This window comes from Paraburkholderia sediminicola, assembly GCF_046026855.1.
Taxonomy (GTDB): Bacteria; Pseudomonadota; Gammaproteobacteria; order Burkholderiales; family Burkholderiaceae; genus Paraburkholderia; species Paraburkholderia sediminicola_A.
Genome location: NZ_JAQQET010000004.1, coordinates 239754 through 252921 on the forward strand (window position 1 = coordinate 239754; position 13168 = coordinate 252921).

Genomic DNA, 13168 nt, shown 5'->3' on the forward strand with positions numbered 1-13168 from the left:
CGTGTTGCCGTCATTTTCTCCCGCTTTGCTCGCACTCGCCGACGGCACGGTCTTTCGTGGTTACTCGATCGGCGCCCCCGGGCATACGATCGGCGAAGTCGTGTTCAACACTGCTATCACCGGCTATCAGGAAATCCTGACTGACCCGAGCTACGCGCGCCAGATCGTGACTCTCACGTATCCGCACATCGGTAACGTCGGCGTGAATGCCGAAGACGTCGAAGCTACGAAAGTCCATGCCGCCGGCCTGATCATCCGTGATCTGCCGGTTCTCGCGTCGAACTTCCGCATGGAGCGCACGCTCCCGCAATACCTCAAGGACGAAGGCGTGGTCGCCATCGCCGGCCTCGACACGCGCATGCTGACTCGCGTGCTGCGCGACAAGGGTGCGCAGAACGGCGCGATTCTCGCCGGCTCGGATGACGAAGCCAAGGCAATCGAACTCGCGCGTTCGTTCCCGGGTTTGTCGGGCATGGACCTCGCGAAAGTCGTGTCGACGAAAGAAAGCTACGAATGGACCCAGACCGAATGGCGTCTGGGCACCGGCTACGGCACGCAGAACGCGCCGAAGTACCGCGTGGTCGCATTCGATTACGGCGTGAAGTACAACATCCTGCGCATGCTGGCCGAACGCGGCTGCCACGTCACCGTGCTGCCGGCGCAAGCTTCCGCTGCCGACGCGCTCGCGCTCAACCCGGACGGCGTTTTTCTGTCGAACGGCCCCGGTGATCCGGAACCGTGCGATTACGCGATCGCGGCCACCAGGGAGTTGATCGAGCGCGGCATCCCGACCTTCGGCATCTGCCTCGGCCATCAGATCATGGGCCTCGCGCTCGGCGCCAAGACCCTCAAGATGAAGACGGGCCACCACGGCGCGAACCATCCGGTGAAGGATCTCGGCGACGGCCGTGTGGTCATCACGTCGCAGAACCACGGTTTCGCGGTCGACGCCGACACGCTGCCGGCCAATGCCCGAGTCACGCACATCTCGCTGTTCGATGGCACGCTGCAAGGCTTTGCGCTGACCGACAAGCCGGCGTTCTGTTTCCAGGGCCACCCGGAAGCGTCGCCCGGTCCGCATGACATCGCCTATCTGTTCGACCGCTTCACCGCGTTGATGGACACGAAAAAGGCAGGCAAGACCGCCGCGGCCGCAGCGGCATAAGCAGCAGCGTGTGATGCGCCCCGGCGGCGCGCGGCTCGCGACGTGAACAGCGCTCTCAGCGCATGCACGGCGAGCCGCACACAACAGAGCGCGCGCAACGCTGAAACGCAGCGCGCCGACGGAAAGAATTCAGGAATACATTAGCGAGAGCGTTATGCCCAAGCGGACAGACATTAAAAGCATCCTCATCATCGGCGCGGGTCCGATCATCATCGGCCAGGCGTGCGAGTTCGACTACTCGGGCGCGCAGGCATGCAAGGCGCTGCGTGAGGAAGGCTACAAGGTTATTCTCGTCAACAGCAATCCTGCGACGATCATGACCGACCCGAACACGGCCGACGTGACCTACATCGAGCCGATCACGTGGGAAGTGGTGGAGCGCATCATCGCCAAGGAGCGCCCGGACGCGATCCTGCCGACAATGGGTGGCCAGACCGCGCTGAACTGCGCGCTGGATCTCCATGCGCATGGCGTGCTGGACAAATACAAGGTCGAGTTGATCGGCGCCTCGCCGGAAGCGATCGACAAGGCGGAAGACCGCCAGAAGTTCAAGGATGCAATGACGAAGATTGGCCTCGGTTCGGCCAAATCGGGCACTGCGCATTCGATGGAAGAAGCGCTGCAGGTGCAGGCCGACATCGCTGTGCAAACGGGTAGCGGTGGTTATCCGGTCGTGATCCGTCCGTCGTTCACGCTCGGCGGTTCGGGCGGTGGCATCGCGTACAACCGCGACGAATTCGAGGAAATCTGCAAGCGCGGTCTTGACCTGTCGCCCACGCGCGAACTGCTGATCGAAGAATCGCTGCTCGGCTGGAAAGAGTACGAGATGGAAGTGGTCCGCGATAAAAAGGACAACTGCATCATCGTTTGCTCGATCGAGAACCTGGACCCGATGGGTATCCACACCGGCGACTCGATCACCGTCGCGCCGGCGCAAACGCTCACGGACAAGGAATATCAAATCCTGCGAAACGCGTCGCTCGCCGTGCTGCGCGAGATCGGCGTGGACACGGGCGGTTCGAACGTGCAGTTCTCGATCAATCCGAAAGACGGCCGCATGGTCGTGATCGAAATGAATCCGCGCGTGTCGCGTTCGTCGGCATTGGCGTCGAAAGCCACGGGTTTCCCGATCGCCAAGATCGCGGCCAAGCTCGCGGTCGGCTACTCGCTCGACGAACTGAAGAACGAAATCACTGGCGGCCAGACCCCGGCTTCGTTCGAACCGACAATCGACTACGTCGTCACCAAGATCCCACGTTTCGCGTTCGAAAAATTCCGCGAAGCCGATTCGCGCCTGACCACGCAGATGAAGTCGGTCGGCGAAGTGATGGCAATCGGCCGCACCTTCCAGGAATCGTTCCAGAAGGCGCTGCGCGGTCTGGAAGTGGGCGTAGACGGTCTGGACGAAAAGACAGACAACCGCGACGAGATCATCCGCGAGATCGGCGAAGCCGGCCCGGATCGCATCTGGTACGTCGGCGATGCCTTCCGTATCGGCATGACGGCCGAAGAGATCTTCGAAGAGACTTCGATCGACCCGTGGTTCCTCGCGCAGATCGAACAGATCATCCTGAAGGAAAAGGCATTGGCAGGCCGTACGCTGGCAAGCCTCTCGAAGGAAGAACTCAAGTACGTGAAGCAAAGCGGCTTCTCGGATCGCCGCCTTGCCAGGCTGCTCGGTGCGAAGCCGGCAGAAGTGCGTCAACGCCGTATCGAGTTGAACGTACGCCCGGTCTACAAGCGCGTCGACACGTGCGCGGCCGAGTTCGCCACGAAAACCGCTTACATGTACTCGACCTACGAGGAAGAGTGCGAAGCGAACCCGACGAACAACAAGAAGATCATGGTGCTGGGCGGTGGCCCGAACCGGATCGGCCAGGGCATCGAGTTCGACTACTGCTGCGTGCACGCCGCGCTCGCCATGCGCGAAGACGGCTACGAAACGATCATGGTCAACTGCAACCCTGAAACCGTTTCGACCGACTACGACACGTCTGATCGCCTGTACTTCGAATCGCTGACGCTCGAAGACGTGCTCGAAATCGTCGACAAGGAAAAGCCGGTCGGCGTGATCGTGCAATACGGCGGTCAAACGCCGTTGAAGCTCGCGCTCGACCTCGAAGCGAACGGTGTGCCGATCATCGGTACGTCGCCGGACATGATCGACGCCGCGGAAGACCGCGAGCGTTTCCAGAAGCTGCTGCAGGACCTCGGCCTGCGTCAACCGCCGAACCGTACCGCGCGTGCTGAAGACGAAGCGCTGAAACTCGCCGAGGAAATCGGCTATCCGCTGGTGGTGCGTCCTTCGTACGTGTTGGGCGGCCGCGCCATGGAAATCGTCCACGAGCCGCGTGATCTCGAGCGCTACATGCGCGAGGCCGTGAAGGTCTCGCACGATTCGCCGGTGCTGCTCGACCGCTTCCTCAACGACGCGATCGAATGCGACGTGGATTGCATCTCCGATGGCGAAGCCGTGTTCATCGGCGGCGTAATGGAGCACATCGAACAGGCGGGCGTCCACTCGGGCGACTCGGCTTGCTCGCTGCCGCCGTACTCGCTGTCGCAGGAAACCATCGCGGAACTGAAGCGGCAGACCGGCGCAATGGCGAAGGCGCTGAACGTGATCGGCCTGATGAACGTGCAGTTCGCGATCCAGCAAGTGCCGCAGGCAGATGGTTCGAAAGAGGACGTGATTTACGTGCTCGAAGTGAATCCGCGTGCATCGCGTACCGTGCCGTATGTCTCGAAGGCGACCAGCCTGCCACTCGCGAAAATCGCGGCGCGCGCGATGGTCGGCCAGACGCTCGCACAACAGGGCGTGACGAAGGAAATCAACCCGCCGTACTTCAGCGTGAAGGAAGCCGTGTTCCCGTTCGTCAAGTTCCCGGCAGTCGATCCGGTGCTCGGACCGGAAATGCGTTCGACCGGTGAAGTAATGGGCGTGGGGCAGACGTTCGGCGAAGCCTTGTTCAAGTCGCAGCTCGCGGCGGGTTCGCGTCTGCCGGAGTCCGGCACGGTGCTGTTGACCGTGATGGATGCAGACAAGCCGAAGGCCGTCGAAGTCGCGCGCATGCTGCACGAACTCGGCTATCCGATCGTCGCGACCAAGGGCACGGCTGCCGCGATCGAAGCGGCCGGCGTACCGGTCAAGGTCGTCAACAAGGTGAAGGACGGTCGTCCGCACATCGTCGACATGATCAAGAACGGCGAAATCGCGCTGGTCTTCACGACCGTCGACGAAACCCGTGCTGCGATCGCCGACTCGCGTTCGATCCGCATGAGCGCACAGGCGAACAAGGTCACGTACTACACGACGATGTCCGGCGCACGGGCTGCAGTTGAAGGTTTGCGCTATTTGAAGAACCTGGAAGTCTATGATTTACAAGGCCTCCACGCTCGCCTAAACTAAGGCTTCGAATACCTGTCCAAGATGTAAGTGCCGCGGTTAAGCGGCGTTCCGCAGGTGCTGTGGCCCGGGTTTTGCCCGGAACGTCAGCCTCCGCGGGATGCACTTAACCGCGGTGATTTTTTTTACGGCTGTTTTTTGCATAGAGTTGTTTATGAGCACTGTTCCATTGACTAAGCGCGGCGCGGAAATGTTGCGCGATGAATTGCAGCGCCTGAAATCGGTTGAGCGTCCCTCGGTGATCAATTCGATCGCGGAAGCGCGTGCCCAGGGCGATCTGTCTGAAAACGCGGAATACGACGCGGCGAAGGAAAAGCAGGGCTTCGTCGAAGGTCGTATTGCCGAAATCGAATCGAAACTGGCCGGTGCGCAGGTAATCGACCCGTCCAAAGTGGAGGCGGACGGCCGCGTGGTGTTCGGCGCCACGCTCGAACTCGAAGACCTCGATTCGGGTGCGAAGGTCAAATACCAGATCGTCGGCGACGACGAAGCGGACATCGACCACGGTCTGATCTCGATCAGCTCGCCGATTGCGCGCGCGTTGATCGGCAAGTCGGAAGGCGACGTTGCCTCGGTGCAGGCGCCGGGCGGCGTGCGCGAGTATGAAATCATCGCAGTTAGCTACGTTTGAAGGCCGCTCCGGTGTCCTTGATGCCGCATCGACTGTTCCGTCTGCTGACGGTGGTGTGGGTCGGTAGTCTGTTGACTATCGGCTATGCCGTCGCGCCGGTGCTGTTCACCTCGCTCGACCGGATGACGGCGGGCGCGGTGGCGGCGCAACTGTTTCGTATTGAAGGTGTGCTGGGCGCGGTGTGCGGCATTTTGCTGCTGGGTCTGGCGAACGTGCTGGTTCGCCGCGGCAGCGACGTTTATCGTCGTTTGCGCTGGTTGATCGCCGGTATGCTGGTGTGCGTGCTGGTGGGTTACTTTGCGTTGCAGCCGTTCATGAATGCAATGCGCATTGCCGCGCTGGAGGCGGGCAGTGATGTCGGACATTCGGCTTATGCGACGCGTTTCGGCATTCTGCACGGCGTGTCGAGCCTGTTTTACCTGATCGAAAGCCTGCTGGGCCTGGCACTGGTGTGGAAGCTGCCGGCAAGCGTCGGCGTGGAGACGGCAGAGCAGGGCGCTCGCAGCGCTACGGGGAAGGTCGCTGGTTAAATGCTGCTGTTCGGCCTTGCTTGAGCGGGGTTTGGCTGTAGAGTTACAGTTACTCAAGCGGCGTTACCCAAGTGGCCTGAGCCGTTCACGCCAAGGTGCGGACACCGCCCGCACCCCTCACACCCGCTTACTTCGACGACTGGTGTGCGCGCTTCGCGCTGGTCTGGCGCTTCTTGGCGCGCTTGACGTTGCCGCCTTGCGTAACGCGTTCATTGCCGCGCACCACGACTGCTTTTGCCTTCGGCTTGCGCATCGGGATTTCGCTGGGTTTCACTACCGTGACCACGCGCGGTGCGCGGCCTTTACCCGGTTTGGCTTCAACAGCCGCTTCGCGGGCGCTCGGCAGGGCGCCGCGCTTGGCCTTCACGGCCGGTTGTGCTGCTGCTTCCGGTTTCCAGATCACCAGCAGCTTGCCGATATGCTGGATCGGCGCGGCGTTCAGCGTGTCGCAGATCTGTTCGTAGATAGCGATGCGCTCTTCGCGTTCGTCGCCGAATACGCGGATTTTGATCAGCTGATGTGCGCCAAGGTGGACCTTGATTTCCGACAGCACAGCGTCGGTCAAGCCTTCGGCGCCGACGAGCACGACCGGTTTGAGCGCATGTGCCTGGGAGCGCAATTCGGCGCGTTGGTCGGAAGAGACTTTAAGGGCTGGCATGGAAAGTGGGAGACTCGACTAAAATGGCGGCACCTGCAGCCCGGATAGATTCGGGCCATGGCGCAGGGCGGCGCGTCAGAACAACAGAATCGCGGATGACTGCCAGTTTTGGCGGTGGCCGCGCGAATTAACCGCGTATTATCCCCTAAAGCGCGACATCACGCAGCAAGAGTTCTACCTTTAATGGCAAAAAACAAGTTCAATACCGCGTGGCTGCACGATCACATCAACGACCCGTACGTAAAAATGGCGCAGCGGGAGGGTTACCGCGCCCGCGCTGCCTACAAGCTGAAGGAAATCGACGAGCAGGACAAGCTGATCCGGCCAGGCCAGGTGATCGTCGACCTCGGCTCGGTGCCGGGCAGCTGGAGCCAGTACGCCCGTAACAAGCTTGCCAAGGGCTCGCAGCGCGATGCCGAGCGCGAGGGCGGTATCGACGGCACCATCATCGCGCTGGATATGCTGCCGATGGAGCCGATCGCCGACGTTCATTTCATTCTGGGCGACTTCCGCGAGGACTCGGTTCTCGAAAAACTCGAAGAATTAGTCGGGGAACGCCAGGTCGACCTTGTAATTTCGGATATGGCGCCCAACCTGTCGGGAGTGGCGGTGGCGGATGCCGCGCGAATCGAGCATCTGTGCGATATCGCGATGGAGTTCTCGCAAAACCACCTGAAACCGGATGGCGCCCTTTTAGTCAAATGTTTTCATGGCAGCGGTTACAGCCAGATTGTCGAAAAGTTCAAGCGCCAGTTCAAGGTGGTAGCGGCCCGCAAGCCGAAAGCCTCGCGGGACAAATCGTCAGAAACGTTTATTTTGGGTAAGCATCTCAAGCGGCCCGCGTAGGTTCGCTGCGGACCGTTCCGCATCTGCCGTTAATGTGCCGGAGGCGCCGGAAATTTGCGCTCTGATGGCCCGCTGCGCTATTTATGTGGTAGCGAAACGTTATGGCAGGGGTCTGCGGACTGGATTAGAATGCTTTCGTGGTGCCGCAAGGCAAATGTAGGCGCCCGTCTAAGTGAAGGAGTGGTGCTTTGAACAACAATATGTTTTCGAAAGCAGCAGTGTGGCTGGTTATCGCACTGGTGCTGTTTACGGTGTTCAAGCAGTTCGACAAACCCCGTGTCCAGGAAGGCGTTTCCTATTCGCAGTTCATGGACGACGCGAAGAACGGCAAAGTCAAGAACGTCATTGTCCAGGGGCGGAACCTTACGGTCACTCCAGCAGACGGCCAGAAGTACCAGATCGTGTCGCCGGGCGACATCTGGATGGTCGGCGATCTGATGAAGTATGGCGTTCAGGTGAGCGGCAAGGCTGATGACGAACCGAATGCGCTGGTGTCCGCGCTGTACTACCTCGGACCGACGATCCTGATCATCGGTTTCTGGTTCTACATGATGCGACAGATGCAGGGAGGCGGGAAAGGCGGTGCGTTCTCGTTCGGTAAATCCCGTGCACGTCTGATCGACGAAAACAATAACGCAATCAATTTCACCGACGTCGCCGGTTGCGACGAAGCCAAGGAAGAAGTCTCCGAGCTGGTCGACTTCCTGCGCGATCCGCAGAAATTCCAGAAGCTGGGCGGGCGCATTCCGCGCGGCGTGCTGCTGGTCGGGCCGCCGGGAACGGGTAAGACGTTGCTGGCGCGCGCTATCGCCGGCGAAGCGAAGGTACCGTTTTTCAGCATCTCGGGTTCGGACTTCGTTGAAATGTTCGTCGGTGTCGGCGCGGCGCGTGTGCGCGACATGTTCGAGCAGGCCAAGAAGCATGCACCGTGTATCGTGTTCATCGACGAAATCGACGCGGTCGGCCGTCATCGTGGCGCTGGTATGGGCGGCGGTAACGACGAACGCGAACAGACCTTGAACCAGATGCTGGTCGAGATGGACGGCTTCGAAGCGAACTCGGGCGTGATCGTGATCGCTGCCACGAACCGTTCGGATGTGCTGGATAAGGCGCTGCTTCGTCCGGGCCGTTTCGACCGTCAGGTGTACGTCGGTCTGCCGGACATTCGTGGCCGCGAGCACATCATGAAGGTTCACCTGCGCAAGGTGCCGATTTCGAACGACGTCGACGCAGCGGTTATCGCACGCGGCACGCCGGGCTTCTCGGGCGCCGATCTGGCGAACCTGGTCAACGAAGCGGCGCTGTTCGCGGCTCGCCGTGGCAAGCGCATCGTTGAAATGAACGACTTCGAAGACGCGAAAGACAAGATCTTCATGGGACCGGAGCGCAAGTCGGCCGTGATTCGCGAAGAATCGAAGCGCGCTACCGCGTATCACGAGTCGGGTCACGCGGTCATCGCCAAGCTGTTGCCGAAGGCCGATCCGGTGCACAAGGTCACGATCATCCCGCGCGGCCGTGCGCTGGGTGTCACGTGGCAGTTGCCGGAGCATGACAACGAAACGTATTCGAAAGACTACCTGCTGGACCGCCTCGCGATCCTGTTCGGTGGCCGTGTTGCGGAAGAGCTGTTCCTGAACCTGATCAGCACCGGCGCGTCGGACGACTTCAACAAGGCAACGGCTACGGCGCGTGCCATGGTGGCTCGCTTCGGCATGACGGACGCACTCGGGCCGATGGTCTACGTCGACGACGAAAACGACGCAACGCCGTTTGGCCGTGGTTTCACACGCACCATTTCGGAAGCGACGCAGCAGAAGGTCGACGCGGAAATCCGCCGCGTGCTGGACGAGCAGTACAACCTCGCCAAGCGCCTGCTCGATGAGAACCGCGACAAGGTCGAAGCCATGACCGCCGCACTGATGGAGTGGGAAACGATCGACGCTGATCAGATCAACGACATCATGGCAGGCCGTCCGCCGCGTTCGCCGAAGAGCTCGCCGCCGCCGGCAAGCGACGCCTCCTCGGGCGGCAGCCCGGGCACTGAGGTCAAGCCAGGCAGCGCGACCGCGCCGGCCTGATAGGCGACCAGTAGAAAGTGCGGGCCGGTGTGTTTCACACCGGCCCGTTTTGCATTTATCCGTTTTACGTGATTGACCACTAAGTGTCGAAAGTCGAATTTCCTTTTCTTCCCATCCCCGAACCGCTGCAATGCGGCCGCTTCAAGCTGACCTTTGAACGCCCGTTGGTCATGGGCATCCTGAACGTCACGCCCGATTCTTTTTCCGACGGCGGCCAATATGCCATGCGTGGCGATGCGCTGCGCCAGGCCGAGCGCATGCTGCTCGACGGCGCGGACATCATCGACATCGGTGGCGAATCGACCCGCCCAGGTGCACCGCCGGTGCCGCTCGACGAAGAACTGGAGCGGGTGATTCCGCTGGTCGAACAACTCCATGGCGCAAATGTGCCGCTGTCGATCGATACCTACAAGCCGGAAGTAATGCGCCATGCATTGGCGGCGGGCGCGGACCTGATCAACGATATCTGGGGTTTCCGGATGCCAGGTGCGGTTGACGCCGTTCGCCACAGTGAATGCGGTTTGTGCGTGATGCACATGCTCGGTGAGCCACAGACCATGCAGCTCGGTGAGCCCGTCTATGACGACGTGGTGAGCGAGGTTCGGCAGTTTCTCGAAGATCGGGTGGCCGTGCTGAAGCAGGCGGGCATCGCCCGTGCGCGCATCAGCGTGGATCCGGGCTTTGGTTTCGGCAAGGCGGTAGTCGAACACAATTACGCGCTACTCGCGCATCTGCCGGACACGGCGCCGCAGGCCGATCCGCCGTACCCCATTCTCGCCGGCATGTCGCGTAAGTCGATGGTCGGCGCGGTAGTCGGACGCCCGGCGCCGGAGCGCGTCGCGGGTAGCATCGCCGCAGCGGTGTGTGCCGCCGAACGCGGCGCGGCAATTCTGCGCGTGCACGACGTCGCGCAAACAGTGGATGCATTGAAAGTATGGGCGGCCATGCGCGACGCGGCGAAGCATAGCCCGCGCGCGGCTGAGTCCAAAAGCCAAGGAGGAAGATAAAACATGGCACGTCGTTATTTCGGAACGGACGGGATTCGAGGCAAGGTTGGCGAAGGGCCGATTACGCCGGAGTTTGTATTGCGGCTCGGCTATGCCGCCGGCAAGGTGCTCGCGGGCGCGGACCGCTGGGCGAGAACGGGCACGCGCCCCACGGTGTTGATCGGTAAGGACACACGGGTGTCGGGCTATATGCTCGAAGCCGCGCTCGAAGCGGGCTTTTCTGCGGCCGGCGTCGACGTCATGCTGGCCGGGCCGATGCCGACCCCGGGCATCGCCTATCTAACGCGCGCACTGCGGCTGGCCGCGGGCGTGGTGATCAGCGCATCGCACAACCCCTACTACGACAACGGCATCAAATTCTTCTCCGCCGACGGCAACAAGCTGCCCGACGAAGTGGAATTGCAGATCGAAGAGCAACTCGATCTGCCGCTCGCCTGCGCGGCGTCCGAGCAACTCGGCAAGGCGCGCCGCCTCGACGACGCAGCCGGCCGCTACATCGAATTTTGCAAGAGCACCTTCCCGGCAGCGTTTGACTTGCGCGGCCTGAAGCTGGTGGTCGATTGCGCGCACGGTGCCGCGTACGACGTCGCGCCGCATGTGTTCCACGAACTCGGCGCCGATGTGATTCCTATCGGCGTCGCGCCGAACGGTTTCAACATCAATGACGGCGTTGGCGCGACCGCTCCGGACGCGCTGGTGCGCGCAGTGCGCGCGAACCACGCGGACCTCGGCATCGCGCTCGACGGCGACGCCGACCGGCTGCAGGTCGTGGACGCGGCAGGCCGCCTGTATAACGGCGACGAGCTGCTGTACGTGCTGGTCAAGGACCGGATGGCGACCGACGGCAAGGTGGAAGGTGCGGTCGGCACCTTGATGACCAACATGGCGGTCGAAGTCGCGCTGCAGCGAGCCGGCGTGAAGTTCGTCCGCGCGGCGGTGGGCGACCGCTACGTACTTGAGCAGTTACGCGAGCACGGCTGGCAACTGGGGGCAGAGGGCTCCGGCCATATTCTCTCCCTTGACCGCCATTCGACCGGTGACGGCATCGTGTCGGCCCTGCTGGTGCTGGCCGCGATGAAGCGCAGCGACAAAACGCTCGCCCAACTGCTCCATGGCGTGACGCTGTTCCCACAGAAGCTGGTCAACGTGCGGATGCAGCCCGGCGCCGACTGGAAGGGCAGCGACGCGATCCGCAACGCTATCAGCAAGGCCGAGGAAGCGCTGAACGGTCGCGGCCGTGTGCTCATTCGCGCTTCGGGCACGGAGCCCGTTCTACGCGTGATGGTCGAAGCGGAAAATGTCGACGACGCGGTTCGCCACTCCGACGCGATTGCCAGCGCGGTCAAGCAAGCTACGGCCTAAACCATGCGTCTCGCCGGGAAGGCGAGAAACGACAGCGTCAAAATGCCTTCCCGCCGCTAATACGACAGCGGCGGGCGGCAAGCAACGCGTCCCGCCACGGGCCTGGCGGCAACGGGCGGCGGCCGGGGTTGTCCCGCTGCCGTCCCGCAGATGAGGGATAAGTACTCCGTCCTGCCCCGCGAACCGGCGAACTGCCAGCGAGCCATCAAAATTTTCTGCTGCACCCCTCTCTTCACACGCAAACGTTCGCGCCCCATCTTTTTCGCCTAATCTGTAGAGCGGTGCCCGAAACTCCGCTAAACCGGCAATTTGTGCGCATTAACACCTTTCACCTTGGTAATCCTACTGTCACAACGGTTTCACGGTTAGTCACGTTACTGTCACAAAGAGACCCTAAGCTTCGCGGTGTTCGTGTTATTCGCTCACACCGCTCACACCCTTGGAGGTCTCATGAAATTGATGCAAACCGTGTTCGCTGGCGTCGCTGGCGCGCTTTTCGCGATCGCAGCGCAAGCCGCAGACATCACCGGCGCGGGCAGCACCTTCGCAGCACCGATCTACACGAAGTGGGCTGACGCCTACCAGAAGTCGGGCGGCGGCAAGGTTAACTATCAAGGTATCGGTTCGTCGGGCGGTATCAAGCAGATCGAAGCGAAGACTGTCGATTTCGCTGGCTCGGACGCTCCGCTGAAGGACGATGAACTCACGAAGGCAGGCCTGTTCCAGTTCCCGACGGTTGTCGGCGGCGTGGTTCCGGTTGTCAACGTGCCGGGCGTGAAGGCCGGTGAAGTGACGCTGTCGGGCGAAGTGCTCGGCGACATCTACCTGGGCAAGATCAAGAAGTGGAACGATCCGGCGATCGTTGCGCTGAACCCGAAGGTCAAGCTGCCGGATACCGACATCGCCGTGGTTCGCCGCGCTGACGGTTCGGGCACGAGCTTCATCTGGACGAACTACCTGTCGAAGGTCAACGCAGACTGGAAGTCGAAGGTCGGTGAAGGCGCAACGGTCAGCTGGCCGACGGGTACGGGCGGCAAGGGCAACGACGGCGTCGCAGCCTTCGTGCAACGTCTGCCGGGCGCGATCGGCTACGTGGAATGGGCGTATGCGAAGCAAAACCACATGACGTACGTCAGCTTGAAGAATTCGACGGGTGCTGTGGTCGAGCCGAAGACGGAAACCTTCAAGGCAGCGGCTGCGGGTGCTGACTGGTCGAAGTCGTTCTACCAGATCCTGACGAATGAGCCGGGCAAGGACGCATGGCCGATCGTCGGCGCAACCTTCGTGCTGCTGCACACCACGCAGGAGAAGGCTCCGCAAGGTACGGAAACGCTGAAGTTCTTCGACTGGGCGTTCAAGAACGGCACCCAGGCTGCAAACGATCTGGACTACATCTCGTTGCCGGAATCGGTCACGGCTGAAATTCGCACGCAGTGGAAGTCGAAGGTGAAGGACGCTGCCGGCAAGCCGATCGCTGACTAAGCG

At 61.5% G+C, this 13168-nt stretch carries 10 protein-coding genes; 9 read left to right on the forward strand and 1 reads right to left on the reverse strand.

Annotation, left to right across the window (positions count from 1 at the left end):
- Position 1 precedes the first annotated feature (1 nt).
- From carA to PQR40_RS06525, 4 genes are all read left to right on the forward strand, one after another.
- On the forward strand, positions 2-1165 hold the full coding sequence (gene carA / locus PQR40_RS06510) for a glutamine-hydrolyzing carbamoyl-phosphate synthase small subunit (protein WP_408334034.1): 1164 nt from the start codon (positions 2-4) through the stop codon (positions 1163-1165).
- 154 nt (positions 1166-1319) lie between these two features.
- Positions 1320-4574, forward strand: coding sequence for a carbamoyl-phosphate synthase large subunit (gene carB / locus PQR40_RS06515; RefSeq protein WP_408508632.1), 3255 nt, complete (start codon positions 1320-1322; stop codon positions 4572-4574).
- A 151-nt stretch (positions 4575-4725) separates the two neighbouring features.
- Positions 4726-5202, forward strand: coding sequence for a transcription elongation factor GreA (greA, locus tag PQR40_RS06520; protein WP_097389983.1), 477 nt, complete (start codon positions 4726-4728; stop codon positions 5200-5202).
- Positions 5203-5222: 20 nt separating this feature from the next.
- Positions 5223-5732: a DUF4149 domain-containing protein gene (locus tag PQR40_RS06525; RefSeq protein ID WP_408508633.1), complete on the forward strand. Its 510-nt coding sequence runs from the start codon at positions 5223-5225 to the stop codon at positions 5730-5732.
- A 127-nt stretch (positions 5733-5859) separates the two neighbouring features.
- Here PQR40_RS06525 and PQR40_RS06530 read toward each other — a convergent pair whose 3' ends face one another.
- On the reverse strand, positions 5860-6390 hold the full coding sequence (locus PQR40_RS06530) for a YhbY family RNA-binding protein (RefSeq protein ID WP_408222132.1): 531 nt from the start codon (positions 6388-6390) through the stop codon (positions 5860-5862).
- Positions 6391-6573: 183 nt separating this feature from the next.
- Between PQR40_RS06530 and PQR40_RS06535 the strand changes: the two genes are divergently transcribed.
- From PQR40_RS06535 to pstS, 5 genes are all read left to right on the forward strand, one after another.
- Positions 6574-7236: an RlmE family RNA methyltransferase gene (locus tag PQR40_RS06535; protein ID WP_408222130.1), complete on the forward strand. Its 663-nt coding sequence runs from the start codon at positions 6574-6576 to the stop codon at positions 7234-7236.
- Positions 7237-7424: 188 nt separating this feature from the next.
- Positions 7425-9314 (forward strand): ATP-dependent zinc metalloprotease FtsH, encoded by a 1890-nt coding sequence (gene ftsH / locus PQR40_RS06540; RefSeq protein WP_408222128.1) that lies wholly within the window; start codon positions 7425-7427, stop codon positions 9312-9314.
- Positions 9315-9484: 170 nt separating this feature from the next.
- Positions 9485-10321 (forward strand): dihydropteroate synthase, encoded by an 837-nt coding sequence (folP, locus tag PQR40_RS06545; RefSeq protein ID WP_408508669.1) that lies wholly within the window; start codon positions 9485-9487, stop codon positions 10319-10321.
- A gap of 3 nt (positions 10322-10324) precedes the next feature.
- Entirely contained in the window at positions 10325-11683 is a 1359-nt protein-coding gene (gene glmM / locus PQR40_RS06550) for a phosphoglucosamine mutase (RefSeq protein WP_408508634.1), read from the forward strand.
- Positions 11684-12133: 450 nt separating this feature from the next.
- Entirely contained in the window at positions 12134-13165 is a 1032-nt protein-coding gene (pstS, locus tag PQR40_RS06555) for a phosphate ABC transporter substrate-binding protein PstS (protein WP_408508635.1), read from the forward strand.
- Positions 13166-13168 lie beyond the last annotated feature (3 nt).

Coding starts and splice junctions, on each gene's coding strand:
- PQR40_RS06525 (WP_408508633.1), top strand. CDS start 5,223: ATGCCGCATCGACTGTTCCGTCTGCTGACGGTGGTGTGGGTCGGTAGT.
- PQR40_RS06535 (WP_408222130.1), top strand. CDS start 6,574: ATGGCAAAAAACAAGTTCAATACCGCGTGGCTGCACGATCACATCAAC.
- PQR40_RS06530 (WP_408222132.1), bottom strand. CDS start 6,390: ATGCCAGCCCTTAAAGTCTCTTCCGACCAACGCGCCGAATTGCGCTCC.
- glmM (WP_408508634.1), top strand. CDS start 10,325: ATGGCACGTCGTTATTTCGGAACGGACGGGATTCGAGGCAAGGTTGGC.
- pstS (WP_408508635.1), top strand. CDS start 12,134: ATGAAATTGATGCAAACCGTGTTCGCTGGCGTCGCTGGCGCGCTTTTC.
- carB (WP_408508632.1), top strand. CDS start 1,320: ATGCCCAAGCGGACAGACATTAAAAGCATCCTCATCATCGGCGCGGGT.
- greA (WP_097389983.1), top strand. CDS start 4,726: ATGAGCACTGTTCCATTGACTAAGCGCGGCGCGGAAATGTTGCGCGAT.
- folP (WP_408508669.1), top strand. CDS start 9,485: ATGGGCATCCTGAACGTCACGCCCGATTCTTTTTCCGACGGCGGCCAA.